The sequence below is a fragment of the Delftia tsuruhatensis NBRC 16741 genome, from assembly GCF_001571325.1.
Classification (GTDB): Bacteria; Pseudomonadota; Gammaproteobacteria; order Burkholderiales; family Burkholderiaceae_C; genus Comamonas; species Comamonas tsuruhatensis.
The window spans coordinates 1-25879 of sequence record NZ_BCTO01000093.1 but is presented as its reverse complement, the minus strand read 5'-3'; the positions used below and the strand labels follow the sequence as shown (position 1 = coordinate 25879).

At 68.3% G+C, this 25879-nt stretch carries 27 protein-coding genes; 17 read left to right on the top strand and 10 right to left on the bottom strand.

The annotated features are described in order from the left end of the window. Positions 1-42 precede the first annotated feature (42 nt). Complete coding sequence (locus tag DTS01S_RS28570; protein WP_061289998.1) at positions 43-2253, bottom strand: rhodanese-like domain-containing protein; 2211 nt, start codon at positions 2251-2253, stop codon at positions 43-45. A 245-nt stretch (positions 2254-2498) separates the two neighbouring features. On the opposite strand from DTS01S_RS28570, the gene DTS01S_RS28565 reads away from it, so the two are divergent. After that, positions 2499-3488, top strand: coding sequence for a tripartite tricarboxylate transporter substrate binding protein (locus DTS01S_RS28565; protein ID WP_061289994.1), 990 nt, complete (start codon positions 2499-2501; stop codon positions 3486-3488). A 15-nt stretch (positions 3489-3503) separates the two neighbouring features. Here the strand turns inward: DTS01S_RS28565 and DTS01S_RS28560 are convergent, their stop codons facing one another. Further along, entirely contained in the window at positions 3504-3920 is a 417-nt protein-coding gene (locus DTS01S_RS28560) for a tautomerase family protein (protein WP_061289991.1), read from the bottom strand. Positions 3921-3981: 61 nt separating this feature from the next. Next, positions 3982-4788, bottom strand: a complete 807-nt coding sequence (locus DTS01S_RS28555; protein WP_061289988.1) for an SDR family NAD(P)-dependent oxidoreductase — start codon at positions 4786-4788, stop codon at positions 3982-3984. Between the two features lie 162 nt (positions 4789-4950). Here DTS01S_RS28555 and DTS01S_RS28550 point away from each other — a divergent pair, with 162 nt between their 5' ends. Beyond that, the gene (locus tag DTS01S_RS28550; protein WP_016452655.1) at positions 4951-5517 is read left to right on the top strand and encodes a winged helix-turn-helix transcriptional regulator; all 567 of its coding nucleotides are present in this window, start codon (positions 4951-4953) and stop codon (positions 5515-5517) included. 41 nt (positions 5518-5558) lie between these two features. Here DTS01S_RS28550 and DTS01S_RS28545 read toward each other — a convergent pair whose 3' ends face one another. Beyond that, complete coding sequence (locus tag DTS01S_RS28545; RefSeq protein ID WP_061289985.1) at positions 5559-6122, bottom strand: fasciclin domain-containing protein; 564 nt, start codon at positions 6120-6122, stop codon at positions 5559-5561. Positions 6123-6433: 311 nt separating this feature from the next. Here DTS01S_RS28545 and DTS01S_RS28540 point away from each other — a divergent pair, with 311 nt between their 5' ends. From DTS01S_RS28540 to DTS01S_RS28505, 8 genes are all read left to right on the top strand, one after another. Further along, on the top strand, positions 6434-7405 hold the full coding sequence (locus DTS01S_RS28540; protein ID WP_016450780.1) for a ferritin-like domain-containing protein: 972 nt from the start codon (positions 6434-6436) through the stop codon (positions 7403-7405). Positions 7406-7496: 91 nt separating this feature from the next. Then, complete coding sequence (locus tag DTS01S_RS28535) at positions 7497-7724, top strand: hypothetical protein (RefSeq protein ID WP_061289982.1); 228 nt, start codon at positions 7497-7499, stop codon at positions 7722-7724. 45 nt (positions 7725-7769) lie between these two features. After that, a complete protein-coding gene (locus tag DTS01S_RS28530) occupies positions 7770-9140 on the top strand; it encodes an Nramp family divalent metal transporter (RefSeq protein ID WP_061289979.1) in 1371 nt (456 codons plus the stop codon). Positions 9141-9289: 149 nt separating this feature from the next. After that, positions 9290-9769 (top strand): rhodanese-like domain-containing protein, encoded by a 480-nt coding sequence (locus DTS01S_RS28525; protein WP_046986559.1) that lies wholly within the window; start codon positions 9290-9292, stop codon positions 9767-9769. A gap of 12 nt (positions 9770-9781) precedes the next feature. Further along, on the top strand, positions 9782-10696 hold the full coding sequence (epsC, locus tag DTS01S_RS28520) for a serine O-acetyltransferase EpsC (protein WP_013800567.1): 915 nt from the start codon (positions 9782-9784) through the stop codon (positions 10694-10696). Next, positions 10693-10965 carry a helix-turn-helix domain-containing protein gene (locus tag DTS01S_RS28515; RefSeq protein ID WP_012207587.1) on the top strand — a complete coding sequence of 91 codons (273 nt, stop codon included), beginning with the start codon at positions 10693-10695 and terminating at the stop codon, positions 10963-10965. The genes epsC and DTS01S_RS28515 overlap by 4 nt, the downstream gene beginning before the upstream one ends. Before the next feature lie 82 nt (positions 10966-11047). Next, positions 11048-11980, top strand: a complete 933-nt coding sequence (locus DTS01S_RS28510; RefSeq protein ID WP_013800566.1) for a family 2A encapsulin nanocompartment shell protein — start codon at positions 11048-11050, stop codon at positions 11978-11980. 12 nt (positions 11981-11992) lie between these two features. After that, positions 11993-13891, top strand: coding sequence for a family 2A encapsulin nanocompartment cargo protein cysteine desulfurase (locus DTS01S_RS28505; protein WP_061289976.1), 1899 nt, complete (start codon positions 11993-11995; stop codon positions 13889-13891). A 34-nt stretch (positions 13892-13925) separates the two neighbouring features. Here the strand turns inward: DTS01S_RS28505 and DTS01S_RS30770 are convergent, their stop codons facing one another. Then, complete coding sequence (locus DTS01S_RS30770) at positions 13926-14063, bottom strand: hypothetical protein (RefSeq protein ID WP_156493794.1); 138 nt, start codon at positions 14061-14063, stop codon at positions 13926-13928. A gap of 100 nt (positions 14064-14163) precedes the next feature. On the opposite strand from DTS01S_RS30770, the gene DTS01S_RS28500 reads away from it, so the two are divergent. Next, positions 14164-15168, top strand: a complete 1005-nt coding sequence (locus tag DTS01S_RS28500; protein WP_236884539.1) for a fimbrial protein — start codon at positions 14164-14166, stop codon at positions 15166-15168. Positions 15169-15271: 103 nt separating this feature from the next. Here DTS01S_RS28500 and DTS01S_RS28495 read toward each other — a convergent pair whose 3' ends face one another. The 5 genes from DTS01S_RS28495 to DTS01S_RS28475 all read right to left on the bottom strand — a co-directional run bounded on the left by DTS01S_RS28495 (position 15272) and on the right by DTS01S_RS28475 (position 20343). Then, positions 15272-16228 carry a Bug family tripartite tricarboxylate transporter substrate binding protein gene (locus tag DTS01S_RS28495; RefSeq protein WP_046240783.1) on the bottom strand — a complete coding sequence of 319 codons (957 nt, stop codon included), beginning with the start codon at positions 16226-16228 and terminating at the stop codon, positions 15272-15274. 44 nt (positions 16229-16272) lie between these two features. Then, positions 16273-17274 (bottom strand): tripartite tricarboxylate transporter substrate binding protein, encoded by a 1002-nt coding sequence (locus DTS01S_RS28490; protein ID WP_016450801.1) that lies wholly within the window; start codon positions 17272-17274, stop codon positions 16273-16275. A 65-nt stretch (positions 17275-17339) separates the two neighbouring features. After that, a complete protein-coding gene (locus DTS01S_RS28485; protein WP_061289973.1) occupies positions 17340-18392 on the bottom strand; it encodes a hydroxyacid dehydrogenase in 1053 nt (350 codons plus the stop codon). Next, a complete protein-coding gene (locus tag DTS01S_RS28480; RefSeq protein ID WP_046986565.1) occupies positions 18392-19069 on the bottom strand; it encodes an RraA family protein in 678 nt (225 codons plus the stop codon). The genes DTS01S_RS28485 and DTS01S_RS28480 overlap by 1 nt, the downstream gene beginning before the upstream one ends. A 65-nt stretch (positions 19070-19134) precedes the next feature. Further along, positions 19135-20343: an alpha-hydroxy acid oxidase gene (locus tag DTS01S_RS28475; RefSeq protein WP_061289970.1), complete on the bottom strand. Its 1209-nt coding sequence runs from the start codon at positions 20341-20343 to the stop codon at positions 19135-19137. Between the two features lie 83 nt (positions 20344-20426). On the opposite strand from DTS01S_RS28475, the gene DTS01S_RS28470 reads away from it, so the two are divergent. The 6 genes from DTS01S_RS28470 to DTS01S_RS28445 all read left to right on the top strand — a co-directional run. Continuing rightward, a complete protein-coding gene (locus tag DTS01S_RS28470; protein WP_061289967.1) occupies positions 20427-21347 on the top strand; it encodes a LysR family transcriptional regulator in 921 nt (306 codons plus the stop codon). A 292-nt stretch (positions 21348-21639) separates the two neighbouring features. Next, on the top strand, positions 21640-22482 hold the full coding sequence (locus tag DTS01S_RS28465) for a GNAT family N-acetyltransferase (protein ID WP_061289965.1): 843 nt from the start codon (positions 21640-21642) through the stop codon (positions 22480-22482). Beyond that, entirely contained in the window at positions 22479-23000 is a 522-nt protein-coding gene (locus tag DTS01S_RS28460; RefSeq protein ID WP_061289963.1) for a phage tail protein, read from the top strand. Before DTS01S_RS28465 ends, DTS01S_RS28460 begins: the two co-directional genes overlap by 4 nt. A gap of 18 nt (positions 23001-23018) precedes the next feature. Further along, positions 23019-23519, top strand: coding sequence for a phage tail protein (locus tag DTS01S_RS28455; RefSeq protein WP_061289960.1), 501 nt, complete (start codon positions 23019-23021; stop codon positions 23517-23519). Between the two features lie 28 nt (positions 23520-23547). After that, positions 23548-24090, top strand: coding sequence for a phage tail protein (locus tag DTS01S_RS28450; RefSeq protein ID WP_061289957.1), 543 nt, complete (start codon positions 23548-23550; stop codon positions 24088-24090). Between the two features lie 29 nt (positions 24091-24119). Then, positions 24120-25879 (top strand): IPT/TIG domain-containing protein (locus DTS01S_RS28445; protein ID WP_174538955.1); only part of this gene is annotated, 1760 nt, incomplete at its 3' end.

Below are 25879 nucleotides of genomic sequence, written 5' to 3'. Positions count from 1 at the left end.
GGCCTCGAAAAACAACCACCCGGCAGGGACAAAAAAAGCGACTCAGACAGGCACCAGCCGAATCTCAGCAGCCCACCCATCCCTCTCCAACTGCCCCACCAACCCCAACTCCCAATCCAGATAAGCCCGAAACCCCGCATCCCTCAACCCCAGATCCCGATGCGCATAAGGGCTGTACCACTGATCATCATCCCCCGTCAGCACATCCGCATCCCCCTGCCCCAGCGGCAGCCCGGCAGCAGCCCAGGCAGAAGTGCCGCCAACGACGGAGCGCACATCGCGCCCGGTGCGCGCCGCCAGTTCGGCCGCCACGCTGCGCGCCAGCACGCCGTCCGGCGAGGTGAGCACCACCACCTGCGCTGGCGGCAGGGCCTGCACGAAGGAGGGCAGACGATCAGGCACGGCAAAGCGCGCACCGGCGATGTGCTGCTTCTCGAAGGCGGGCCGGCTGTCCACGTCGAAGACGATGGCCCGGCCTTCGCCCAGCAGTTCCTGCGCCTGCTGCACAGACAGCTGGGGCGCGGGTGCGTGGGAGGCGAGCACGCGCACGGGTTCGGCGCCGACCTCCAGGGTGGCCAGCGCGGGCGGAACGTAGGTGAAGACTTCCCAGCCCAGCTGGGCCAGCCAGGCGCCGGTGGTGAGGGCGCGCACGCCGTCCCAGTCGGCCAGCACGATGCGTGCGCCGCGCGTGGCCGCGTATTCGTCGGTGGCCTGCACGAGCTGGCCGCCCGGCGCCCAGCGCCAGCCGGGCAGGTGACCGGCCTGGTATTCCTCGCGGGTGCGCACGTCGAAGCGGTAGAGCGTGCGTTCGGTGGCTTCGGACTCGAAGCGGGCCAGTTCGGCCGCATCAATGGATTGCACGCCCGCGCGCTGCGCCACGCTGGCTGCGCGTTCGCGGGCGGTGGCCAGGGCGACGGCGCCGGGCTCGGGCAGCGGGGTGCGGCGGCCATGGGCCAGCCTGCGGCCGGTGAGCAGCCAGTCCATGGTGCCGTTGCGCAGCGAGACGACCGGGTTGGGGATGCCGGCGTCGATCAGGGTCTGCGCGCCCACGATGGAGCGCGTGCGGCCCGCGCAGTTGACGACGACCAGGGTTTGCGGGTCCGGGGCGATTTCGCCGATGCGGTAGACCAGTTCGGCCCCCGGCACGCTCAGGGCAAAGGGCAGGCTGAAGGCCGCGAATTCCTCGGGCGTGCGGCTGTCGACGACGACGATGTTGTCGCCGCGCTGCACACGCGCGCCCAGTTCGTCCGAGGTGATCCAGGGCGTGTGCTTTTCATGCTCGATGACTTCGCCGAAGGCCTTGCTGGGCACGTTGGTGCCGCTGAAGATTTCCAGCCCTTCGGCCGCCCAGCCTTCGGTGCCGCCTTCGAGCACGGAGACATTGGGCCAGCCCAGGCGCACGAGCTTGGCGGCAGCTTCATGGGCCAGCGTGCCGTCGCCATCCACCAGCACGATGCGCGTGCCGCGGCGCGGCACCAGGCGGTCGATGAGCTGCTCCAGCCGCCAGGCCGGGGCCGGCGCCGCGAACAGGATGTGGCGGTGCGCGAAGACACCGGCCTCGCGCACGTCGAGCACGGCGATTTCCTCGCCGTCGGCCAGGGCCTGCCGCAGCGCGGCGGGCGTGACCAGCGCATGGCGAATGGACTTGGGCGGGCCGAAGGTGCGGAAGCTGCCGCCTTCCAGGCTCTCGAAGACCACGCGATCGGGCATGCGCTCCAGGCCGCGCCCGTAGAAGTGCAGGTGCAGGCCGGGTTCCTCGCCGATCAGCTCGATGGTGTGCACGTCGGTGGGCGTGAGCACCACCGAGGTTCCGCTGCCCACATCGACGCTGCGGCCCAGCGCCAGGGTGTCGCGCAGCGGGTCGTCGGTCTTGCCGCGCGTGAAGAACACGTTGCGCTCCACGCCTTCGACGCCCGTGATGATGGCCCAGGTGGTGTGGTCATGCGGCGGCTGGGACTTGCCCGGCAGGCCGGTGGAAAGGTACAGCGCATAGCGCCCGCCCAGGTCTTCGCTGAGCCGGTAGACCTGGGCCGGGTTGCTGGCCGAGACGGGGAAGTGCGCGTGCGGGAACAGTTCGCGCTGCAGGCCCAGCGCCTCCAGCTCGCGGGCCACGGCCTGCAGTTGCTCGGGCGTGGCCCGTTCGGGATCGGGGAGCAGGCGCCGGGCCGTGGCGATGAAGCCGGTGATGGCGGCCGCGCGGCGGCTGGCCACGTCGCTGCCGCTGAAGTCGATGGAGAGATGGGTCTGTGTCATGGGAGTGCCTGGGAGGACGTTCGCGGGAGGACACGAAGTTAGGCCTCTCCCGCCCCGGCGCCAACGACGCATTGCAGATATGGATATGAGCTTTGGGCACTGCGCGCGCATGCGTGGGGCATGCGTGGCGCAAGCGTGACGCACGTTGTGCGGCAGCCGCATATGCATAGCCGCAATGCTTAGTTCACGCCGCGCCAGGAGCCTCCCAGACTGCGGGCATCGACTCTCTGCACTCCGGCACTCCCATGATCCGCACCCCGTCTGCGCTGCGCGCACTGCTGCTTCCCCTGTTCTCCTCCCTGGCCCTGCACGCGCCGGCGGCCCTGGCCTCGGCCGAAAGCTTTCCGAACAAGCCGGTGCGCATCATCGTGCCCGTGGCGCCCGGGGGCAGCGCCGACAAGCTCACGCGCACGCTGGCCGACAAGCTGGCCGCGCTGTGGGGCCAGTCGGTGGTGGTGGAGAACGTGGCCGGGGCCAGCGGCACCATCGGCGCGGCCAAGGTGGCCAAGGCCGCGCCCGACGGCTACACCCTGCTGCAGCAGGGCGAAGGCCTCACGCTCAACGGCCTGCTGTTCGCCCAGCTGCCCTACGACACGCAAAAGGCCTTCACGCCCATCATCAAGGCCGTGGTCAATCCGCAGGTGCTGGTGGTCAACCCCGGCACGGGCCTGAACACGCTGGGCGACTACCTGGCCCGCGCCAAGGCCAAGCCGCAGAGCATCAGCCTGGGCCTGCCCGGCAATGGCGGCATTGCCCATGTGGCGCATGAAATCCTCACGCAGGAGACGGGCGCCAAGGTCAACTACATCCCCTACCCGGGCGGTGGCCCCGCCGCGCTGGACGTGCTGGGCGGCCACACCGACGCCACGCTGATCACGCTGGCCGCCGTGACCGAGTACGTGCGCGCCGGCAAGCTGCGTGCCCTGGCCGTGACCACGCCCTACCGCTCCGACGCCCTGCCCCAGGTACCCACCATGGCCGAGGCCGGCGTGCCCGGCTTCTCGGTGGAGAGCTGGCAGGGCTACTTCGCCCCGGCCGGCACGCCCGCGCCCATCGTCGCCAAGATCAACCGCGACCTGCAGACCGTGCTGCAGGCCCCCGATGTGCGCGCCCAGCTGGAGCACATGGGCTTCAAGGTGGCGGGCGGCTCCCCTGCCGACCTGGGCCAGAGCCTGCAAAGCGAGCGCCCGCGCTACGCCCGGGCGATCCAGTCGGCGGGGCTGTCGCTGCGCTGAGGTGCAGGCAGGTCCTCAGAGGGGAGAGGGCCGATTGTCCAGGCGCCACTTCTCCCCCTCGGGCGTGCCCGGCACGGGCGGGCGCAGGCCCTGGATGCTCCACAGGCTGAAGGGCGTCTCGTCCACATGCATCTCCCAGCGCAGGCCACGGTCGGCAATGAAGGGGGACAGCTGCCGCCGCACGCCTTCGAGGAACCGTGTCTTGGTCTCCTCGTCGCGTATCTGCCGCGCGATGTGGTCCACGGAGATGCGCACGAAATCATCCGTAGGCTCGCCGCCGATGAAGAACGAAGTGCGCGCCACGGCCTCGAACACCACGCCCACGTAAAAGCGCGGCAGGTCGCCGTAGACGGCCGTGATGCGCTGGGCGATGGCCTGTTTGTCTTCATCGCTGAAGGCGTTTTCGGGGTGGTAGATCTTCCACAGGGGCATGGCTTTCTCCGGGGGCAAAAAGAGGAGTACGGGAATCCGGGGTGGCGACGCAGCGCGGCCGTCAGGCCGGCTGGCCTGCATCCGCAGCCTGGTAGCGCGCCGCCGGCACGCCGCTGAGCGTCAGCGCCTTGACGAGATCGGCGCGCGATTGGTCAAAGTCCAGCCAGGCGGTCGTGCTGCCCAGCGTGGGAAAGCAGATGGCCTCGCCCTGGTCCAGCGCCGCCAGGGCCGTGTCCACCAGGGTCTCGGGCGACATGAACAGGTGCTCGGGAAAAGGAGAAGGCTTGCCCCCGAAGAACTCCGAGCGCACCAGGCTGGGCATCACGGCCTGCACGGTGACGCCGCTGGGTGCCAGCTCGGCCTGCAGCGAGCGCGTGAAGCTCAGCACATAGGCCTTGGAGGCGCTGTAGCTGGAGGCGCCCGGCAAGGGCATCAGGGCCAGGATGGAGCCGATGTTGATCAGCGTGCCCCGGCCGCGCGTGGCGAACAGCCGCGCTGCCGCCAGCGACAGCCGCGTCAGCGCATGGATGTTGACCATGACCAGGCGGTCAACTTCGCGCGCATCCACCTGGGCCGCCGGACCCAGGGCGCCCAGGCCGGCGCAGTTGACCAGCATGGCTATGTCGCGCTGCCCATCGAACAGGGCCTCCACGCGCTGCAGGCCGGCGGCGTCGGCCAGGTCGGCGGCCACCACCTCGACCTGGCGGCCATGCGCGCTGCGCAGGCGCTGCGCCAGCGCCTGCAGCCGGTCCTCGCGGCGTGCGACCAGGATCAGGTCATGGCCGCGTGCGGCCAGGCGATCGGCATAGACGGCGCCGATGCCGGAGGAGGCGCCAGTGACGACGGCGGTGCCTTGATGCGTGCTCATGAGGGAAGTCCTTGCTTGGATCAAGCGGTGGTTGAAAGTGGCTTCAACTATAAACTTCAATCATTAGAGCTACAAGCACGCAATCCACCTCTGCGGGCCGGGCTTGCGTTTTGCTGAGACACTCCTGGCCTGCGACAACGCGAACAGACAACGAGGAATTCCATGCGATCCAAGAGCTTCGAGGGCATGGCCTGCTCGATCGCCACCACGCTGGAGGCCGTAGGCGACCGCTGGGCCATGCTGGTGCTGCGCGACCTGATGCTGGGCCTGAGCCGCTATGACGACCTGAGAAAGTCCACGGACATCACCAACGCCACGCTGACCGACCGCCTGCGCCAGCTGGAGCAGTCCGGCCTGGTCGAGCGCCGCCTCTACCAAAGCGGCCCGGACCGCTACGAGTACCTGCTCACGCCCAAGGGCCGCGACCTGTCCCTGGTGATCCAGGCGCTGGCCCAGGTCGGCGACCGGTGGCGCCTGCAGCAAGAAGCGCAGCCGCCCATGCGCTTTGTGCGTGCGCAGTCGGGCACGCCCCTGCGGCTGGCGCTGGTGGAGGAGGAGTCGGGCCGCAGCGTGCCCTTTTCCGAGCTGCGCGTGGAGGCCGGCCCCGGCGCGGACGACCTGACGCGCTGGCGGCTGTCCAAGCTGGCCGCGCAGGCCGGGACGCCGGCAGCGGCTTGCGGCGTTGCGCCCGCAAGGCGCATGGCGAAGGCGCAAGGCTCCGGCCACTGACCACGGCGGTCAGTGGCCGGCCCGCTCGCTGCCCGTGCCGCTCACTTGGGCAGCAGCACCTTGTCGATCACGTGGATCACGCCGTTGGACTGGTAGACGTCGGGAATCGTCACCGTGGCCATGCCGCCCTTTTCATCGGTCAGCATGATCTTGGAGCCGCTGGACTTGGCCACCAGCGTGCCGCCGCTGACGGTCTTGATGCTGGCCATGCCCTTGCCGTCCTTGATCATCTTGGACAGCGCCGCTGCATCCCACTTGCCGGACACCACGTGGTAGGTCAGCACCGTGGTCAGCGTGCCCTTGTTCTCGGGCTTGAGCAGGGTGTCCACCGTGCCTGCGGGCAGGGCCTCGAAGGCGGCATTGGTGGGCGCGAAAACGGTGAACGGACCCGGGCCCTTGAGCGTATCGACCAGGCCCGCCGCCTTGACGGCTGCGACCAGGGTGGTGTGGTCCTTGGAGTTGACGGCGTTGTCGATGATGTCCTTGGACGGCAGCATGGGTGCGCCGCCCACCATCACATCGGCCATGGCAGCCACGGAGGCAGCCGACATCACGATGGCCAGGCCGAACGAGGCCAGCTTGCGGGTGTTTTGAATCGAGATCATGGAATGCTCCTAGCGGGTTGATGACAAGCCGAACGATTCCGGCTGATCTGGATACGCAGCGCAGCGGGGTCTGGATTCAAAAAAAACGGCGATCGACGTCAAACACAAAAAGTTACAACCACTTTCAATTGCGGCACATCCAGACCTGCGCGGCCTGCGTACTGCCGGATAGCGGGGACGCATCCCATTCCCCTGGAGCAGGTGGCCACCTCTTCAGTGGAACGCGCTTTCGCCACACCCGTGTGCTTTCGGCCGGAGGCGCATTCTTCACGTTGACCGTTCGCGCCTGCCGCGAACCGAGAGGAACCATCATGTCCGACGAATCAGTGTTGATAGGGGTTTTGCAAAAACGTGCCAAGAAGCTGGAGGACAGGCGCCAGTTCTTCCGCAAGACCAGCGGCGTGGCCGTGGGCATGGCGGGCGGGGTGATCCTGTCCGCCTGCGGCGGCGGCGGAGGCGATGCGAATGCGCAGGCCAACGGGCCCACGGATGCGGAGATCCTGAACTTCGCCCTCAACCTGGAGTATCTGGAGTCGCAGTTCTATCACTACGCGGTGTTCGGCACCGGCCTGCCCGCCAACCTGCAGTCGGGCGTGGGCACGCAGGGCGCCATCACGGGTGGCCGTGCCGTGGCCTTCAAGGACCCCGTGGTGGCGCAGTACGCCAAGGAGATCGCCCAGGACGAGATCGCCCACGTGGCCTTTTTGCGCGCGGCGCTGGGTTCGGCCGCAGTGGCGCAGCCGCAGATCGACATCGGCGGAACCGACCCGAACGGCGCCTTCTCGGTGGCCGCGCGAGCGGCCGGGCTGGTGGGCGCGGGCACGGCCTTCGATCCCTATGCGAGTGACGAGAACTTCCTGCTGGGGGCCTTCATCTTCGAGGACGTGGGCGTCACCGCCTACAAGGGCGCATCGCCGCTGATCACCAACAAGACCTATCTGGAGGCAGCCGCCGGCATCCTGGCCGCCGAGGCCTACCACGCAGGCCTGGTGCGCACGGTGCTGTACGCCAAGGGACTGGCCACGCCCGCGCTGCGCACGGCGGCCGGCGCCATCTCGGATGCGCGCGACAGCCTGGACGGCTCCACCGACGTGGACCAGGGCATCACGGGGGATGCCACGACGTCCAACATCGTGCCGCTGGATGCCAACGGCATCGCCTACAGCCGCTCGCCGGGCGACGTGCTGAACATCGTGTACCTGACCAAGGACACGGCGACCAAGGGCGGGTTCTTCCCGTCCGGCGTGAACGGCTCGCTGGTGATGAGCAGCGCCTACGCCTGACGCGGACCGCCCGCCTGCCCCGCACCGGCCGGGGCAGGCGGGCTTCCCCGGGGCTGGCCCGAGACAAGCGTTCCCCTGCCAAGGAGTTGCCATGATGTCCCTTCTGCCTTCATCCGCCCCCCGCACGCCGGCCAGCACGCCACGGCGCCTGAAACCTGCCACCGTGGCGCGCCGCTGCGTGGGCAGCCTGATTCTGCTGGCCGGCGCGGTCATCGTGACCGCAGATCTCGTGGCGCTGTGGCGCGGCGCAGGCACTGATGCCGCACCCGCCGCCGCAGCCATGGCACCCGCCAGCAGCCTGGTGCCGACGGCCCGATAGGCATCCCCCCTGCAACCGCGTGCCCCCGCCGGCGGAAAGGCCCCCATGAACGACACCGTGCTTGCGGCTGAACAGGGCCGCTTCGGCGCCATCGAACCGGACCACGGCCACGCGGGCACGCCCAGCCTGCCGCAGGTGCATCGCAGCATCGCCGTGCCGCGCGGCGCCAGCCGCTCGGACAACGCGCGCCGCGTGCTGGCGTTTGCCGGGCCCGGCTACATGGTGGCCGTGGGCTACATGGACCCGGGCAACTGGGCCACCTCCATCGCGGGCGGCTCGCAGTTCGGCTACTCGCTGCTGGCGGTGATCTTTGCCTCCAACCTGATGGCCATGCTGTTCCAGGCGGCGGCCGTGCGCCTGGGCCTGGCCAGCGGGCGTGACCTGGCCCAGGCCTGCCGCGCGCAGTTTTCCCCGCGCATCAACCTGGTGCTGTGGTTCTTCTGCGAGATCGCCATCGTGGCCTGCAACCTGGCCGAGGTGCTGGGCATGGCCATCGGCCTGAACCTGCTGTTCGGCCTGCCGCTGCTGGTCGGCGTGTGCATCACGGTGGTGGATGTGATGCTGATCCTGGCGCTGCAAAGCCGGGGCTTTCGCTGCCTGGAGTCGGTGGTGATCGCCCTGGTGGCATTGATCGGCCTGTGCTTTGCCGCCCAGCTGGTGTGGCTGCAGCCGCCCGTGGCGGCCGTGCTGCGCGGGCTGCTGCCGGGCATGGAGATCGTGGCCAATCCGCAGATGCTGTACCTGGCCGTGGGCATCGTGGGGGCCACGGTGATGCCGCACAACCTCTACCTGCATTCGTCCATCGTGCAGACACGCCGGCATGACACCACGCTCCAGGGTACGCGCCAGGCCATCCGCCTGGCCACGCTGGACTCCACGGTGGCGCTGGGGCTGGCGCTGTTCGTGAACGCCGCCATCCTGGTGGTGGCGGCCGGCGCGTTCAACCGGCCCGGCCAGGCGCCGGTGACCGAGCTGTCGGACGCCTACCACCTGCTGTCGCCGCTGCTGGGCGTGGGCATCGCCAGCGCGGTGTTCGGCGTGGCGCTGCTGGCCTCGGGGCTGAGTTCTTCGGTCACGGGCACGCTGGCCGGGCAGATCGTGATGGAAGGCTTCTTGCAGATCCGCCTGTCGCCCGCGCTGCGCGCCCTGCTGACGCGCTGCATCGCCATCGTGCCCGCCGTGGTGGCCACCGCCTGGTTCGGCAGCACCGGCGCCAGCGCCCTGCTGGTATTCAGCCAGGTGGTGCTGAGCCTGCAATTGCCGTTTGCCATCGTGCCGCTGCTGCTGTTCACCACGCGGCGCAAGGCGCTGGGCGAGCTGGCCTTTGGCCCAAGGATGTCGGCAGTGCTGTGGGGCTGCGCGGCCCTGGTGGTGTCGCTGAACCTGTGGATGCTGCAGCGGGTGCTGACGGCCTGATCACCCGAACCGGGCATGGCGCCGCGCGGCGCCTTCATAGACGTTTTGCTTCTATCAAACGCCGCTCTTGTTCGTTGGTGGCTTGCCGCGAAGTTCTTAGATTGGTGCCCATAGCCACCAACCCGCGAACTCTCCGCAAGGACGACGACATGACAGCCCTCACTTTGGAAACCGCCTTGCCCCAGGCTCTGGAAGAGGCGCAGGAACACGCCCGCGCACAGGGGCTGGGCCACGCAGGCGGCGTGCACCCGCCCGTGGCCTGGGCGCTGGTGCAGGCCGGCCAGGCCGTGCTGGTCGATGTGCGCACGGCCGAGGAACGCAAGTTCGTCGGCCAGGTGCCCGGCACCCTGCACGTGCCCTGGGCCACGGGCACGGCCCTGACGCGCAACCCGCGCTTTGCCCGCGAGCTGGAAGCGCGCCTGGCCCCGCACGGCGGCAAGGAGGCCGTGGCCCTGCTGCTGTGCCGCAGCGGCAAGCGCTCGGTGCTGGCGGCCCAGGCGGCCGCCCAGGCCGGGTTCGCCCATGTGTTCAACGTGCTCGAAGGCTTCGAGGGCGAGATCGACGCGCGTCAGCAGCGCGGCAAAAACGACGGCTGGCGCTTCCACGGCCTGCCCTGGATTCAAGACTGAAGGAGCCCGCAGATGGCCAGTTTCGACATTGCCGGACTCACCCAGAACCTGCATGCGGCGCGCCGCGAATGGCGCGAGGCGCACGGCCGCACCCAGGAGCCCGGGGCGCGCGAGTTTCCCTCGCGCGACGCGCTTTCCACCCTCATCGACCAGCTCAAGGCAGCCCTGTTTCCCATGCGCCTGGGCCCGCACGACCTGCGCCAGGAAAGCGAGGACATCTTCGTGGCCCACCAGCTGGACTCGGCCCTGCATGCGCTGCTGGGCCAGATACGGCTGGAGCTGCGGCTGTCCGCGCCCCACACGGCAGCGGGCGCCGATGCCATGGCGCTGGACATCGCCCGCGCCTTTGCCGAGTCCCTGCCCCAGATCCGCCGCCTGCTCGACAGCGACGTGCTGGCCGCCTTCCAGGGCGATCCCGCCGCGCGCAGCGTGGACGAGGTGCTGCTGTGCTATCCGGGCGTGCTGGCCATGATCCACCACCGCCTGGCCCACCAGCTGTACCTGCTGGAGCAGCCGCTGCTGGCGCGCATCGTGGCCGAGCTGTCGCATGCGCAGACGGGCATCGACATCCACCCGGGCGCGAAGATCGGGCGGGGCTTTTTCATGGACCACGGCACGGGCGTGGTGATCGGCGAGACCGCCGTGATCGGCGAGCGCGTGCGGCTGTACCAGGCCGTCACCCTGGGCGCCAAGCGCTTTCCCACCGACGAGCACGGCCACCTGCGCAAGGGCCTGGCGCGCCATCCGGTGGTGGAGGACGACGTGGTCATCTACGCGGGCGCCACCATCCTGGGCCGCGTCACGCTGGGGCGCGGCGCCGTCATCGGCGGCAATGTCTGGGTGACCGAGGACGTGCCGCCCGGCGCCCACGTCACCCAGGCCCATGCGCGCGAGCACGCGCAGCAGCCCCGGGAGGTGGCCCTATGAGCACCCGTCTTGTCACCAGCTTCGGCATTGCCGTGCGCCAGGCGCGCGAGGCCCATGGCTGGTCGCAGGAGCGGCTGGCCGAGCACTCGGACCTGAACCGCTCCTACGTGGGAGAGATAGAGCGCGGCCGCGTCATCGCCTCGCTGCTGACCGTGGAGAAGCTGGCCGTCTCGCTGGGCGTGCAGCCCTCGGCCCTGGTCATGCGCGGCGAAACCGTGGCCCACGACCAGCTGGTGCGCGGCCTGCGCTTGGCGGCTATAGCATGTTGAAGACATGTGCGCGGGCCGGGACACTGGCCCTGTTTCCCTCCTTCCCTTTCCCTTTTTCCTGAACTGATCACGGAGTCTGCACATGTCGGCAACAGTGGGCGGCACGACCGCGCTAGGCGACAACGCCGCGCGGCAACTGGCCAACGCAACCAAAACCGTTCCCCAGCTTTCGACCATCAGCCCGCGCTGGCTGACGCACCTGCTGCAATGGTCGCCGGTGGAGGCGGGCATCTACCGCCTCAACCGCGTCAAGAACCCGGAGGCCATCAAGGTCACCTGCACGGCCAAGCAGGAAGACAACCAGCTGCCGCGCACCTATGTGGACTACGAGGAGCAGCCGCGCGAGTACTTCCTCAACGCCGTCTCCACCATCCTGGATGTGCACACGCGCATCTCCGACCTCTACAGCAGCCCGCATGACCAGATCAAGGAACAGCTGCGCCTGACCATCGAGACCATCAAGGAGAACCAGGAAAGCGAGCTGATCAACAACCCCGACTACGGCCTGCTGGCCCAGGTCACGGACGAGCAGCGCATCTTCCCGCTGACCGGCGCGCCCACGCCCGACGACCTGGACGAGCTGCTGACCAAGGTCTGGAAGGAGCCCGCCTTCTTCCTGACCCATCCGCTGGCCATTGCCGCCTTCGGCCGCGAGGCCACGCGCCGCGGCACGCCGCCGCCCACGGTCAGCCTGTTCGGCTCGCAGTTCATCACCTGGCGCGGCATTCCGCTGATCCCCTCGGACAAGGTGCCCGTGGCCGATGGAAAAAGCAAGATCCTGCTGCTGCGCGTGGGCGACAAGCGCCAGGGCGTGGTCGGCCTGTACCAGCCCGGCCTGCCGGGCGAGCAGAGCCCGGGCCTGTCGGTGCGCTTCATGGGCATCAACAACCATGCCATCGCGTCCTACCTGATCTCGCTGTACTGCTCGCTGGCCGTGCTCACGCCCGATGCGCTGGCCGTGCTCGACGATGTCGAGATCGGCAAGTACCACGACTATCCCGACACCTACAAGTAAAGAGGCCGGGCGTTGACCGTGTCTGCAATCACCTCCGTGGCGCCCCAGGCGCCCTTCGACCCCGAGGCGCTGGCGCGCATGGCCAACGCCCTGTTCTCCGCCGCACCGGGATCGGCTCCTGCCCTGCCGGGTCTTCCGGGTCTTCCCGGCCTGCCTGCTGGCGTGCAGGCGCCCGTGAACGTGGCGCCCCCGGGCTCGCCGCTGGCCAGCCCCGCAGGCCTGGGCCCCGGCGTGCCGGGCACGCCCATCCCGCAGGGCCTGGCGCCGGGCAGCAACCTGCTGCCGGCCTCGCCCGCGCCGCTGGCCTCGCTGGCCCACCGCGCGCCCGCGCTGCTGCCCCATGCCCAGGCCGGCAACGGCGTGCCCGACCATGTCGTGAGCGCCCTGCCCGCCTACGAGCCGCGCCTGGGATCACAGGTGCTGGGCGTGCCCCAGCGCCAGGGCGATCCGCTGGATGCGCTGGCCGCGCTCCCGTTCACGGCACCTGCTACACCTGCGTCACCCGCCGTGCCACGCATCGGCGTGCCCACCGAAGGGCCCGGCATTGCGTCCACCGTGCCTTCGGCCGAGCCGCGCTTTTACTTTGTCGATCCCGTGGTGCTGCCCGCCGGCTACACCACGCCGGCCCATCCGCTGCAGCGCCAGCAGGCTTCGCACGGGGCAAGGCATGGAGCGGCCGGCGTGCAGGCGCCCTTCGACGTGCATGCCGTGCGCCGGGACTTTCCCATCCTGTCCGAGCGCGTCAACGGCCGGCCCCTGGCCTGGCTGGACAACGCGGCCACCACGCACAAGCCGCGCGCGGTGATCGAGCGCATCCGCCATTTCTACGAGCACGAGAACTCCAACATCCACCGCGCGGCCCATGAACTCGCTGCCCGCGCCACCGACGCCTACGAGGGCGCGCGCGAGCGCGTGCGCCGCTTCATCAACGCGCCCGACGTGAACGAGGTCATCTTCGTGCGCGGCACCACCGAGGCCATCAACCTCGTGGCCAAGAGCTGGGGCTGGCAGCATGTGGGCGAGGGCGACGAGATCATCGTCTCCCACCTGGAGCACCACGCCAACATCGTGCCCTGGCAGCAGTTGGCGGCCGCCAAGGGCGCGAAGATCCGCGTGATCCCGGTGGACGACTCGGGCCAGGTGCTCATCGATGAATACCGCAGGCTGCTGAACCCACGCACCAAGATCGTCTCCGTCACCCAGGTCTCCAACGCGCTGGGCACGGTCGTGCCCGTGCAGCAGATCGTGGAGCTGGCCCACCAGGCGGGCGCCCGGGCCCTGGTCGATGGCGCGCAGTCGGTCTCGCACATGGCCGTGGACGTGCAGGCCATCGGCGCGGACTTCTTCGTGTTCTCGGGCCACAAGGTCTTCGGGCCCACGGGCATCGGCGTGGTCTGGGGACGGCGCGAGGTGCTGGAGGACATGCCGCCCTGGCAGGGCGGCGGCAACATGATCGCCGACGTGACCTTCGAGAAAACCGTCTACCAGCCCCTGCCCAACACCTTCGAGGCCGGCACCGGCAACATTGCCGACGCCGTGGGCCTGGGCGCCGCCATCGACTACGTGCAGGCCCTGGGCATGGAGCGCATCGCGCGCTACGAGCACGACCTGCTGCAGTACGGCACGCAGGCGCTGGCGCCCATCCCCGGCCTGCGCCTGATCGGCACGGCGGCCGACAAGGCCAGCGTGCTGTCCTTCGTGCTCAAGGGCTGGACCACGGCCGAGGTGGGCGAGGCGCTCAACGCCGAAGGCATCGCCGTGCGCACCGGCCACCACTGCGCCCAGCCCATCCTGCGGCGCTTCGGCGTGGAGACCACGGTGCGGCCCTCGCTGGCCTTCTACAACACCACCGAGGAAATCGACCGGCTGGCGGCCGTGGTGCAGGGGCTGGCGGCGCGCAGGCGGGGTTGAGCCACGGGCTCAGCCCAGACGTCTTGCAAAGGCGTCACCCGTGGTTGGCCGTGCCCAGGCGGCCGCCACGTCGTTGGCGCCGCTTGCGCCCGGTGTGCCGCAGGCCGGACCCGGTGGCCATGCCGCGCCACGGCAGCGGACGGAACACGGCATTGGAGTCATGAAAAAGCATTGCCAATATCAGAATGATCCTATGGATTTCCATCAATCATAGGAATAGACTTTGGAGCGCGCCCATCAAACTCTCCTGCATCGTTTCCGGTTTCATTCATATGAAAAAAATCAGATATTTTCTCATTACGGCAACGCTTTGCTTTTCTGTAAGCTCCATTTATGGAGGCATATTTACCCCGGCGTCGTCCACCATCCAATTACCGGAAATCATCAACGTTCCCGCAGGAAATATCATGAATGGATCAGTGCTATGGGAATCGCCCATGGTCAAATCCACCCTCGACACAATTTCCTACAGTGTGCTTTCGGGGCCATCTTCAGAAATATGGCCCCAAATCATGAACGCCACTACGCTGGACGGCGATATCTACTCCACATCTTTGCGCGGAATAGGAATCCGTTGGCGTGCCATATGGAAAGCCAGGAATTTCCCCAATGGCAAAACCATGTCCATCACCACTACGTCCAACAATGCAGGAGCCACGGGATGGCTAAGGAATGATGTACATGAGCAAACCATATGGATGCAACTCATCAAGACAGGCGCCGTTCAATCGGGCACTTTCAGCGTCAGCAGCTATTCATCCGCCCGGTTTGACTGCAATAGCCTTTGCAATAACTGGATCGTGAAGGCGACCGGCAGCACCGTGGTGCGCACAGGCGCCAGTTGCCGGGTGAAGACGAGCAACATCGCCGTGAACCTGCAGCGAATCAACAGGTCACTGTTCAACGGGATAGGCGCTACCTCCGCGCCCCAGCCATTCGATCTGGAACTGATATGCACCGGGGGCGAAGCCAATTCCACCCTGCGCCCGTTCGTCACGCTCACGGATGCCAACGATGCCGCCAACCGCTCCGATGTGCTGACGGTGACCGGAGGGGCTGCCGGCATCGGCATCCAGATCCGCAGCAGCGACAAGGTCATCAGCTACGGCGAGGACTCCGCCAACTTCGGCAATCCCAACCAGTGGCAGGCGGGCACCATCACCCCAGACACCAGCAACCACGTGATTCCATTGACGGCGCGCTATGTCCAGACCCAGCCCTCCGTCACCACGGGCCTGGCCAACGGACGGGCCACCTTCACGCTCAACTACCAGTGACCTGCCAGTGACCTGCCAGTGACCTGCAAGTGACACGCTGGCTGCATTGCGGCTGCGCAGGCGCCCGTGCCGATCCTGCGTGGCCGCCCGCCCCCGGCTGCGCTCACTCGGCTCTGGCCCCCGACACCCGCACCTGCTCGGCCGCCACGGGCATCTGCTCGCGCACGAAGCGCCAGAACGCGTCCACGCCCATGGGCTTGACGGGCAGCGAGCCTTGGTCGATGAACTGCTTTTGCACCTCGGGATTGCGCAGCGCCGTGGCCAGTGCGCCGTTCAGGCGCTCCAGCGCCGCGCGCGGCGTGCCGGCCGGGGCAACCAGGCCGTACCAGGAGTCGGTGTAGAAGCCCTTGACGCCTGCTTCCTCGAACGTGGGCACATCGGGCAGGGCCGGCAGGCGCTGGCGCGAGGCGACGGCCAGGGCGCGCAGCTTGCCTGAACGGATGAAGGGGATGGCACCGGTGGTGAGCACGAAGTCCACGCGGCCCGCCATCAGGTCGGTCATGGCCGGGGCCGTGCCCTTGTAGGGGATGTGGGTGACATCCACGCCCGTGAGCTGCTTGAAGCTGGCGCCCGCCAGGTGCTGGCTGGAGCCCACGCCGCCCGAGCCGTAGTTGAGCTGGCCCGGCCTGGCGCGCGCCGCCTCCAGCAGATCGTTGACCGAGCGCAGCGGCGAGGCCACGGGCACCAGCAGCACGCTGGGCGAGGTGGTGATCATGCCGATGGGCGCGAAGTCCTTGAGCGGGTCGTGGTTCAGCCTGGCGTAGAGCGCGGAGTTCAGGCCGTGCGAGGCCACGGTGGCCAGCATGATGGTGTTGCCATCGGGCCTTGCGCGGGCTGCCGCGTCGCTGCCCAGGTTGCCGCCCGCGCCGGCCCGGTTGTCGATGGTGATGGGCTGGCCCAGGGCCTCGCTCATGCGCGTGGCCGCCAGCCGCGCCACGTTGTCGGAAGGGCCGCCCGCAGGCCAGCCCACGATGAGGGTGATGGGGCCTTGCGCCAGCGCGGGCAGGGCCAGTGTGCACAGGGTGAGCGCAGCCAGGCTGCGGCGCGACAGAGGGGTCATGGCAGTTGTCCTTGTCCATTCAAAGGTTTGCATGGCCAGGGCCTTCAGGGCTTGCCGTCCTGCCAGGGCATTTCGGTCCAGAGCTTGCGAAAGCCGGCCTCGGTGCGCTCCAGTTCGGCCGCGTAGGCGGGCGGCGCCAGGTAGCGCAGCGGCGCGTACATGGCCTCGGCCTGCTGCCTGAACTGCGGGTCGGCCGCGATGGCGGCCACGGCATCGACCAGCTTTTTGCGCACGCCTTCGGGCAAGCCCTTGGGCGCGGCCAGGCCGCGCAGGGAGGCCAGCTCGATATCGATGCCCTGCTCCTTGAACGTAGGCACCTGCGGCGCCAGCGAGCTGCGCGCGGCCGACATCTGGCCCAGCAGGCGGATGGGAGTTCCGCCCTTCTGGTAGGCCAGCACCTCGCCCACGTTGATGGCGCCGATGGTGATCTGCTGGCCCGTGGCGGCGGCGCGCACCTCGCCCGCGCCCTTGTAGGGCACATGGGTGAGCTGCGTGCCGGTGGCCTTGGCGAACAGCAGCATGGCCAGGTGGTCGTCCGAGCCCGTGCCCGTGGTGCCCACGGTCACGGCGCCGGGGTTGGCCCGGGCGTAGGCGGCCAGGCCGGCCAGCGTGGTGATGGCGTTGCTGTTGTGGATGGCAAAGCCGCCCGGGTCGTCCACCAGGTTGCCCAGCAGGTCGTACTGGCTCCAGTGGAAGCTGCTCTTGCGCTCGATGGGAATGGTCAGCACGTTGGGCGTGTTGATGAAGCCGATGGTGTAGCCGTCCGGCTTGGCCCGCGCCAGTTCGCCAAAGCCGATGCCGCCGCCCGCGCCGGGGCGGTTGAGCACGACCACGCTGCCGCCCAGCTTCTTTTCCAGATGGCGGGCCAGCAGCCGCGCCACCAGGTCGGTGCCGCCGCCGGGTCCGTAGGCCACGATCATCTCGATGTTGCGCGAGGGATAGGGGGCCTCGCCCTGAGTCTGGGTCTGAGCCTGGGCCAGGGCCGGCAGCGCCATGCAGGCGGCGGCCAGGCCTGCGCACAATGCGCGCCTTGCTTGCTGTGTCATCTTTGTCTCCTGGGTCGCCTCTTGCAGTGGTCTGAGAGGCTTTGTAGTCATGGTGAAGGAAGCGGCTAACGGGACGGGGAACGGGACGGGTCCAAGGCCCGGGCGATGCGCTCGCGCGCATGCGGCCAGACCTCGGGATTGACCAGGCGCGCGGGCCGCTGGCCGTCGGCCAGCAACTGCACGATCTGGGTGGCAGCCAGCTCGGCGTTGTTGCGCCGGGCCTCGTGCGTGACACCGGCGGTGTGGAAGGTGGCCACCACCTGGGGCAGGGCCAGCAGCGGATGGGAGGCGGGCGGCGGCTCCTGGTCCCAGACATCGAGCCCGGCGCCGGCCAGGTGGCCGCTGGCCAGGGCGGCGTGCAGGGCGGCCTCGTCATGGATACCGCCGCGCGCCGTGCTCACGAAGATGGCGCCCGGCCGCATGGCCGCAAAGGCAGCGGCGTCCATGAGCCCCAGCGTGGAGGCATCGCGCGGGCAGTGCAGGGAGACGATGTCCGCGCGCTGCAGCAGTTCGTCGAAGCCCACGGCCTCTGCCCCGCGCGCCGCCAGGCCGGCCGCGTCATAGGCCGGGTCGCAGCCGATCACCTGCATGCCGAAGGCCCGGCCCAGGGCCGCGACGCGGTTGCCGGCCTCGCCCACGCCGACCAGGCCCAGGGTGCGGCCTCGCAACTCGTGGCCCATCACGTCCTCGCGACTGAAGCCCCGGGCCGGGGCGCGCAGCAGGCGGTCGGATTCGTTGATGCGGCGCAGCACGGACAGCATCAGCCCGATGGCCATCTCGGCCACCGAATCCGCATTGCCGCCCGACTGGTTCATCACGGCCACGCCGGCGCGCGTGCAGGCCTCGATGTCGATGGTGTCGCAGCCCGAGCCGCTGGAGGACACGGCCAGCAGATCGGGGCAGCGCGCCAGCAGGTCCGCCGTGGCGAACCAGTGGCGCGGCAGCTCGTCCTTGGCGGCCGTGATCTGGTAGACCTGTGCGCCGGCCAGGGCCTGCCAGGCGGCGGCATCGTCGCCCTCGCGCCGGCAGGTGACCAGTTGCACGCCAGGCGCGGCCGAGACGATGCGGTCGAAGGCCGCGTCCAGCCAGTAGTCGAAACGGACAACGCGGCGGTCCATCACAGCACCCCCTTGGCGGCCAGCGTGCGCACCACCCAGGAGCGGTCGGCGCGGCCTGCGGCAATGGCGGCAAGCACGTCGGCCTCGTCGCGCTGTATGGCCTCCACGCGGTCGGCAATGGCGGCGGCCTCGGCGGCGGGCACGGCCAGCAGGCCGTCGCCGTCGCCCAGCACCAGGTCGCCCGGGTGGACGACCATGCCGTCGATGCTGACGGGCACATGCAGCTCGCCGGGGCCGTCCTTGTAGGGACCACGGTGCGAGACGCCGCGCGCATACACGGGCAGGCCGTGCTGGCCGATGGTGTCGCTGTCGCGGATCAGCCCGTCGATGACGATGCCGGCCGCGCCGCGCGCCATCATCAGCGCCAGCATGATCTCGCCAATGATGGCGTTGGGCCCGGCGCCGCCCGCGTCCACCACGATCACGTCGCCGGGGCCGCAGATGTCGATGGCCTGGTGCACCATGAGGTTGTCGCCGGGCCGCGTGCGCACGGTCAGCGCACGGCCCACCAGCGGTCCCTGGCGGCGGTGAAAAGGCCGCAGCGCCGAGGTGCCCGTGGTGCGGCTCATGGCGTCGCTGACATTGGCGACCGGAAAGCCGCGGTAGCGCTGCAGCAGCGCATCGCCAAGGGCGGCCTCGGGCCGGGCGTGGATATGGAATCCGGGAATCTTGCTCACTGCTGTGTCTCCGTCTGTGTCCGTGTCTGTGTCTGTTGTCTGTGTCGATGCCGTTGTCTTGCCGCTCAGAACGCATCCCAGGCCTGCGCGTGGCGCACGCAGGCCGGCGTGACCTGGTCCAGGCGCGTGGCGCCCAGCATGGCCATGTCGCGCAGCACCTCCTCGCGCAGCAGGGCCATGGCGTGGGCCACGCCCGCCGGCCCGGCCACCGAGGCCGCGTAGTTGAAGGGCCGGCCCACGAACACGCAGCGCGCGCCCAGGGCCAGGGCCTTGAGCACATCGGTGCCCCGGCGCACGCCGCTGTCCAGCATCACCGGCAGGCCGGGCACGGCGCGCACGATGCCGGGCAGCACGCGCAGCGGTGCCACGGCGCCATCGAGCTGGCGCCCGCCGTGGTTGGAGACGATGAGGCCGTCGGCGCCGTGATCGCGCGCCAGCACGGCGTCTGCGGCCGAAAGAATGCCCTTGACCACGAGTTGCCCCTGCCAGCGCTGGCGGATGGCGGCCAGATGCGGCCAGGCCAGGTGGGAGCGGTCCGAGAAATCGCGCATCACGCTGGCCGACAGGATGGGCGCGCCCCGGTGCGCATAGTTGTTCTCGAAATGCGGCATGCCGTGGCGCCACAGGGTCTTGAGAAAGCTGCCGAACAGCCAGCGCGGGTGGCTGATGCCCTGCCAGGCCAGGCCAGGCCCGGGCCGCAGCGGCGTGGAGAAACCGGCGCGCACATTGTTCTCGCGGTTGGCGGCCACGGGCGTGTCCACGGTGATCACCAGGGTCTGCACGCCGGCGGCGGCCACGCGGTCCAGCAGCGCATCGATCTGGCCCTGGTCGCCCGGCAGGTAGGCCTGGAACCAGATGTGGGGCGCGGCCGCCATCACCTCCTCCAGCCGGATCAGCGAGGAGCCGCTCATGATGGCCGGCACACCCGCCTGCTGTGCGGCCTGGGCCAGCACCAGGTCGCCCCGGTAGGCCGACAGCGCGGCAATGCCCATGGGCGCCACGCCGAACGGCGCTCCGTAGCGGCGCCCGAACAGCTCGAAGGAGGGGTCGCGCTGTGCCACGCCCACCAGCGCGCGCGGCACGAAGGCCAGCTCGGCAAAGGCGCGGCGGTTGTCCGCCAGCGAGGCGTTGTCCTCCACCGCCCCGCTGATGTAGGCATGGATGGGGCGCGGCAGATGGCGCCGCGCCAGCCGCTCGAAATCGTCAAGCGACAGCACGCCGCGCAGGCGGCGCGGTGGCGTGGCGGAAGCGGCAGGGACGGCAGGCGTAGGCATTGCCAGCCAATGTAGGAGGGCGCAATTCCAAAGAAAAGCGAAATAAATCGGAATCAATGTTTCGCTTTTGTGAAAATATCGCCATGACCCTCAAACAGCTCGAAGCCTTCTACTGGGCCGCCACCTGCCTGAACTTCAGCGTGGCCGCCGACCGCGTGCACCTGTCGGTCTCATCGCTGTCCAAGCGCATTGCGGAGCTGGAGGCTTCGCTGGGCGTGCAGCTGTTCGACCGCAGCGGCCGCGCCGCCGAACTCACGCCCCAGGGCGAGCAGCTGCTGCCGCGCATCCGCGAGCTGCTGCACGGCGCCGCCCAGCTGCGCGAGGCGGCGGGCCGCAGCGTGGGCCTGCAGGGCCGCTGCCGCATCGGCTTTGGCGAACTCAGCGGCCTGACCTGGCTGCCCCGGCTGGTGCAGCGGGTGGCCGAGCTGCACCCCGACCTGCAGCTGGAGCCCCACACCGACATCGGCCAGGTGCTGGAGCAGCGCATCGTCGATGGCGAGCTGGACTGCGTGGTCATTGCCGGGCCATCGTCGCGCAGCAGCCTGGCCTTCGAGCAGGTCGCCCAGGTGCGCTTCGTCTGGGCCGCCAGCGACGACTTCATCGCCCGCGCCGGCACCGGCCTGCCCCGGCGCCTGGTGCGCGAGCAACTGCTGATCGCCCTGCCCACCGGCTCGGGCGCCACGCGCACGCTGGACGACTGGCTGGGCCGCCACGGCCTGGCCGTGGAGCGGCGCCTTTCCTGCAACAGCTGGGGCGCCGTGGTGGGCATGGTGGTGGACGGCCTGGGCTTCACCTACATGCCCGAGCAATGGGCCCTGGCCCTGCAGCAACGCGGCCGCCTGCGCGTGCTGGACGGCAGCGCCGAGGCCGCAAAGCACAGCGCGCTGGCCCCGCTGACCTACACCGTGCAATGGCGCCGCGACGATGCCCGGCCGCTGATCACGGAAATGCGCGAGATCATCCGCAGCGTGATCGATTTCCCGGCGCCGGGCTGTTTGAGTTGAATATCACTGATTTCAGGGATATTCAAAATAACAATCCTGTAGTATTTGAATGAACAATCAATATCAACAATAAACAACCACCAATGCATTGATAGGACATTATCAATTTCAAATATCAATCGACTCAGTTCCTTCCCTATGGGAACACTCATCTTCCGCATGGATTTCTTGGCATACTGAAAATCCTTTCTCAAAGAAATTTGACAATCCTTTGCAAAACCTGCCTATGATTTAACAACTCTTTTCAATTATTCCCGACTGGAACTCCTGCGGCTCCAGTCGATTTCCATTCATGAGCACTGCGCCTGCCCATACCAGTCTCCGCAGCCCTCACGCCGAATCCTGCGGTGCGCTGGCGCTTCAACCCATTGGTTCCGGCGACGAAGCCGCTCTCCTGGCCATCTTCGCCTCCACACGCGAGCAGGAGCGCGAACAATTCGGCTGGCCCGAGGAGCAATGGAATGCCTTCATTCGCCAGCAGTTCATGGCGCAGCACACCCAGTATTCGACGGCCTACGCCAACCCCAGTTTCGATCTGGTGCTGCGCAATGGCGAGATAGCGGGCCGGCTGTATGTGGACCGCAGCCCGCAGGAAATCCGCGTGGTGGATATCGCCCTGCTTCCAAGGCACCGTCGCCAGGGCGTGGGGCGGCAGTTGCTGCAGGCTTTGACGGATGAGTCGGATGCCCTGGGCATTGACCTGGGCCTGCATGTGGAGAAGAACAACCCCATCCTCGGTCATTACCAGCGCCTGGGCTTTGCCACCGAGGCCGATCGCGGCGTGTACTGGTATATGCGCCGCGTGCCGCAGCCTGCGCGCATGCCCTGCCCTGAGGATTTCACCGGCCTGGTCGGAACCGATTTCGCGTTGCAGCTCCCCGGTGCCGCGCCCGTAGCGCTGCGCCTGGAAACGGCCACGGTCACGCAGGGATTGCTGGCCTCGCGCTGCTCGCTGCGCTTCAAGGGGCCTGACATCGGCCGCCCGACCCACGACACCTACCTGCTTTCCCACGAACGCCTGGGACGCTTTGCTCTGTTCCTGGGGCCCGTCGTGGATGCGGAGCCGGGGCAAACCAGCTACCAGGCACTCATCACACGCATGAACACGTCGATCAAGGAGGAGGAGACGCCATGAGCGAGGCATACATTGGAGAAATCCGTCTTTTTGCGGGCAACTTTGCCCCCCAGAACTGGGCATTGTGCGACGGCAGGCTGGTTGCCATCAGCGAGAACGAAGCACTCTTCGTGCTGCTGGGTACCACCTATGGCGGCGATGGCGTCACCAACTTCGCACTGCCCAACCTGCAGGGCCGGCTTCCTATTGGCCAAGGCCAGTTGCCGGGCGGGAGCAACCGCATTCTGGGCCAGCAGATGGGTGCGGAAGACGTAACGCTGAACATCAACCAGTTGCCCGGGCACACCCACCAGTTCTCGGCGGCCGGCGCCGCCAGCACCAGCAAGCCACAACAGCAGGTACCGGCAGCCGTCACGGGGTTCAACCTCTACGCCCCCTCACCCGCAACGACTGCCGCCACCCTGGGACCCAGCTCGGTGCAGATCGTCGGCGGCGGGCAGCCGCACAACAACGTCATGCCCAGCCTGGTGCTGAGCTACATCATCTGCCTCTTGGGCATCTTCCCCAGCTTCACATAGCACGGACAGGAGCATTTCATGGACCCTTTTCTCGGAGAGATCCGCGCATTCGCCTTTGGCCAGGTCCCAAGGGGCTGGCTGCTGTGCAACGGAGCGATTCTGCCGATCAGTACGAACCAGGCCTTGTTTGCGCTGCTGGGCAACCGATACGGCGGCAATGGCTCGACGAACTTCGGCCTGCCCGATCTGCGTGGTCGCACGCCCATTGGATACGGTGGCGGCGTTGTGCTCGGCTTGATCGACGGTACGGAAAACGTCACGCTGACCCCCAGCCAGATGCCCCAGCACACCCACCAGCTGCTGTCCAGCGCCGCGGTGGCCACCACCAATGTCCCCGGCGGCAATGTGATGGCAGAGGCCGCCAATGGCCTGTCTGCCTATGGCGCGCCCACCGATTCCTTCATGGCTGCCGCCGCCGTGGACATCAGCGGCGGCAGCCAGCCTCACCAGAACATGCAGCCCTCGCTGGTCATCAACTGGTGCATCGCCAGCTCCGGTATCTTCCCGCCCCGCAACTGAACAAGCCTCCCCCCAAGGAAACATCCATATGGCAGATCCCTTCTACGGCGAGGTCCGCGCATTCGGCTTCTCCTTCGCTCCTGTCAACTGGGCCTTTTGCGCAGGCCAGACCATACAGGTACAGCAGAATACAGCGCTTTTTGCGGTCATCGGAAGCCGGTTCGGCGGTAACGGAACCACCAATTTCATGCTGCCCAATCTGCAGGGCAAGGCCGCCATGGGCGCCGGCACGGGACCTGGACTGAGCTTCCGCGACATCGGTGAAACCATGGGCACAGCCACCGAAACGCTGACCCTTGCGCAGATACCGGCGCACAGCCACGGCATCAGCGCCCAGGGCGCCGGCGCCACGGCGGCCATCCCCAGCGGCAACTTGCTGGCGCAGGGCATGCAAGGCGTACCGCCCCGGGGCAGCGCCAGGCCCACCTATGCAGCGGGAACTGCCACTTCGGCCATGGCGCCGACAGCGCTGCTGCCCGTCGGCGGCAACCAGGCCCACAGCAATATGCAACCCGTTCTGGCGCTGAATTTCTGCATCTGCCTGTCCGGCGAATTCCCCGTCAGGCCCTGACGTTCTTCCACCTCCAGCCATTGCCCGCCATGCCCACCAACCACACCCCCAGGCCCAAGTCCGCTTCACGCATGCTGTCCATGTGGTTTGCGTGGTTCATAGGGTTGGTGATGGCACTGGCGGCTCCGGCCCATGCCGCAGTGGACCCGGGCATCATCGGCTTCGGGACCGGCGCCACGCCTGGCGTCTTCTCGGATGTTGCCCCGGACTACAACGGGCTTCGCTTCACCGGCCAGTGGTCCTATTTCGCTGCAGCGGACCTGCAGACGGGCAGCCCGGGAATCATCACGTCCGGCGACGCCATCACCTCCGCCACCCTTGACGGCAACGCCATCATCAAGGCGGCCAATGGCACGGACCGCTTCAGCCTCGCACGGGTGCGCATCCATGCCTACGGCTCCATGACCCAGTTCACACTCACGGGCTATCGCGGCGGCAGCCCCGTGTCCGGTGCCAGCGTGATCGTCACCAAGACGACGGCCATGACCCAGCAATTCGTCCCTATCGATCTGAGCGCGCTGGCGGATGTGGACGAAGTACGGGTATCCAACAATGCCACGGTTGGCGAAGGCGGCAACTTCGCCTTCGACGATCTGGCCGTCGACCCCTTCCCCCCTGCCACACCCACGGCGACGGCGCTGTCGCCCACGAGCGGCCTGGCCGCTGGCGGAGATCTGGTCACCATCATCGGAGCCAACTTCACCAACGTGATCGACAGCCCCATCGTGACCGCCGTGAGCTTCGGCGGCACGCCGGCGACCAGCTTCACGGTCGACAGCGCCACCCAGATCACGGCCACGGCACCGGCAGGATCGGGCACGGTGAACGTGACCGTCACGACGGCAGGCGGCACCAGCGTCACTGCCGCAGCCAATCAGTTCACCTATCTGCCCGCGCCCACGGTGACATCCGTCTCGCCCAACTTTGGCCCGCAGGCTGGCGGCACCAGCGTGGTCATCACCGGCGCCAACCTGTCCGGCGCCACCGCCGTGCTATTCGGCGCGACAACCGCCAGCTATGTCGTCAACAGCGCCACCCAGATCACCGCCACCTCGCCTGCGGGTACAGGCACTGTCGATGTGCGCGTCACAACGACGGGCGGCACCAGCGCCATCAGCGGGGCCGATCAATTCAGCTACCTGGCAACGCCCACGATCACCAGCATCACGCCCACGGCAGGCCCGCAGGCGGGTGGAACGATGGTCACCATCACGGGCACGAACTTCATCGGCACCACGGGCGTGAACTTCGGCGCCTCGGCAGCGACCAGCTTCACGGTCAACAGCGCCACCAGCATCACGGCCACGGCGCCGCCCGGAACGGGCACGGTGGACATCCGCGTCAGCAACTCCGTCGGCACCAGTCCCGCCGTTGCCGCTGACCAGTTCACTTATGTGGCGGCACCGTCGGTCACCTCCATCTCGCCCACGGCAGGTCCCACCGGCGGCGGCACCACGGTGACCATCACCGGTACCGGCTTCGCCGCAGCACCTGGCACCGGCGCCGTGCGCTTCGGCGCCGCGACCGCCACCTACACCGTCAACAGCAACACCCAGATCACCGCCACCGCGCCCGCAGGCAGCGCCGGCACCGTCGATGTGACGGTGACCACGGTGGGCGGCACCAGTGCCACCAGCGCAGCCGACCAGTTCACCTATGTGCCCGCGCCCACGGTGACTTCCATCTCGCCCACCAGCGGCCCGACCAGTGGGGGCACCACGGTGACCATCACCGGCACCAACTTCTCCGGCGCCACGGCCGTGACCTTCGGCGCCACGGCCGCCACAGG

Excerpts from the sequence above, each read along its gene's own strand:
- DTS01S_RS28540 (WP_016450780.1), top strand. The coding sequence starts at position 6,434 with ATGTCCGACGAATCAGTGTTGATAGGGGTTTTGCAAAAACGTGCCAAG.
- DTS01S_RS28530 (WP_061289979.1), top strand. The coding sequence starts at position 7,770 with ATGAACGACACCGTGCTTGCGGCTGAACAGGGCCGCTTCGGCGCCATC.
- DTS01S_RS28560 (WP_061289991.1), bottom strand. The coding sequence starts at position 3,920 with ATGCCCCTGTGGAAGATCTACCACCCCGAAAACGCCTTCAGCGATGAA.
- DTS01S_RS28525 (WP_046986559.1), top strand. The coding sequence starts at position 9,290 with ATGACAGCCCTCACTTTGGAAACCGCCTTGCCCCAGGCTCTGGAAGAG.
- DTS01S_RS28515 (WP_012207587.1), top strand. The coding sequence starts at position 10,693 with ATGAGCACCCGTCTTGTCACCAGCTTCGGCATTGCCGTGCGCCAGGCG.
- DTS01S_RS28500 (WP_236884539.1), top strand. The coding sequence starts at position 14,164 with ATGAAAAAAATCAGATATTTTCTCATTACGGCAACGCTTTGCTTTTCT.
- DTS01S_RS28475 (WP_061289970.1), bottom strand. The coding sequence starts at position 20,343 with ATGCCTACGCCTGCCGTCCCTGCCGCTTCCGCCACGCCACCGCGCCGC.
- DTS01S_RS28460 (WP_061289963.1), top strand. The coding sequence starts at position 22,479 with ATGAGCGAGGCATACATTGGAGAAATCCGTCTTTTTGCGGGCAACTTT.
- DTS01S_RS30770 (WP_156493794.1), bottom strand. The coding sequence starts at position 14,063 with ATGCTTTTTCATGACTCCAATGCCGTGTTCCGTCCGCTGCCGTGGCGC.
- DTS01S_RS28485 (WP_061289973.1), bottom strand. The coding sequence starts at position 18,392 with ATGGACCGCCGCGTTGTCCGTTTCGACTACTGGCTGGACGCGGCCTTC.
- DTS01S_RS28545 (WP_061289985.1), bottom strand. The coding sequence starts at position 6,122 with ATGATCTCGATTCAAAACACCCGCAAGCTGGCCTCGTTCGGCCTGGCC.
- DTS01S_RS28470 (WP_061289967.1), top strand. The coding sequence starts at position 20,427 with ATGACCCTCAAACAGCTCGAAGCCTTCTACTGGGCCGCCACCTGCCTG.
- DTS01S_RS28550 (WP_016452655.1), top strand. The coding sequence starts at position 4,951 with ATGCGATCCAAGAGCTTCGAGGGCATGGCCTGCTCGATCGCCACCACG.
- DTS01S_RS28510 (WP_013800566.1), top strand. The coding sequence starts at position 11,048 with ATGTCGGCAACAGTGGGCGGCACGACCGCGCTAGGCGACAACGCCGCG.
- DTS01S_RS28535 (WP_061289982.1), top strand. The coding sequence starts at position 7,497 with ATGATGTCCCTTCTGCCTTCATCCGCCCCCCGCACGCCGGCCAGCACG.
- DTS01S_RS28465 (WP_061289965.1), top strand. The coding sequence starts at position 21,640 with ATGAGCACTGCGCCTGCCCATACCAGTCTCCGCAGCCCTCACGCCGAA.
- DTS01S_RS28555 (WP_061289988.1), bottom strand. The coding sequence starts at position 4,788 with ATGAGCACGCATCAAGGCACCGCCGTCGTCACTGGCGCCTCCTCCGGC.
- DTS01S_RS28495 (WP_046240783.1), bottom strand. The coding sequence starts at position 16,228 with ATGACCCCTCTGTCGCGCCGCAGCCTGGCTGCGCTCACCCTGTGCACA.
- DTS01S_RS28490 (WP_016450801.1), bottom strand. The coding sequence starts at position 17,274 with ATGACACAGCAAGCAAGGCGCGCATTGTGCGCAGGCCTGGCCGCCGCC.
- DTS01S_RS28565 (WP_061289994.1), top strand. The coding sequence starts at position 2,499 with ATGATCCGCACCCCGTCTGCGCTGCGCGCACTGCTGCTTCCCCTGTTC.
- DTS01S_RS28450 (WP_061289957.1), top strand. The coding sequence starts at position 23,548 with ATGGCAGATCCCTTCTACGGCGAGGTCCGCGCATTCGGCTTCTCCTTC.
- epsC (WP_013800567.1), top strand. The coding sequence starts at position 9,782 with ATGGCCAGTTTCGACATTGCCGGACTCACCCAGAACCTGCATGCGGCG.
- DTS01S_RS28570 (WP_061289998.1), bottom strand. The coding sequence starts at position 2,253 with ATGACACAGACCCATCTCTCCATCGACTTCAGCGGCAGCGACGTGGCC.
- DTS01S_RS28455 (WP_061289960.1), top strand. The coding sequence starts at position 23,019 with ATGGACCCTTTTCTCGGAGAGATCCGCGCATTCGCCTTTGGCCAGGTC.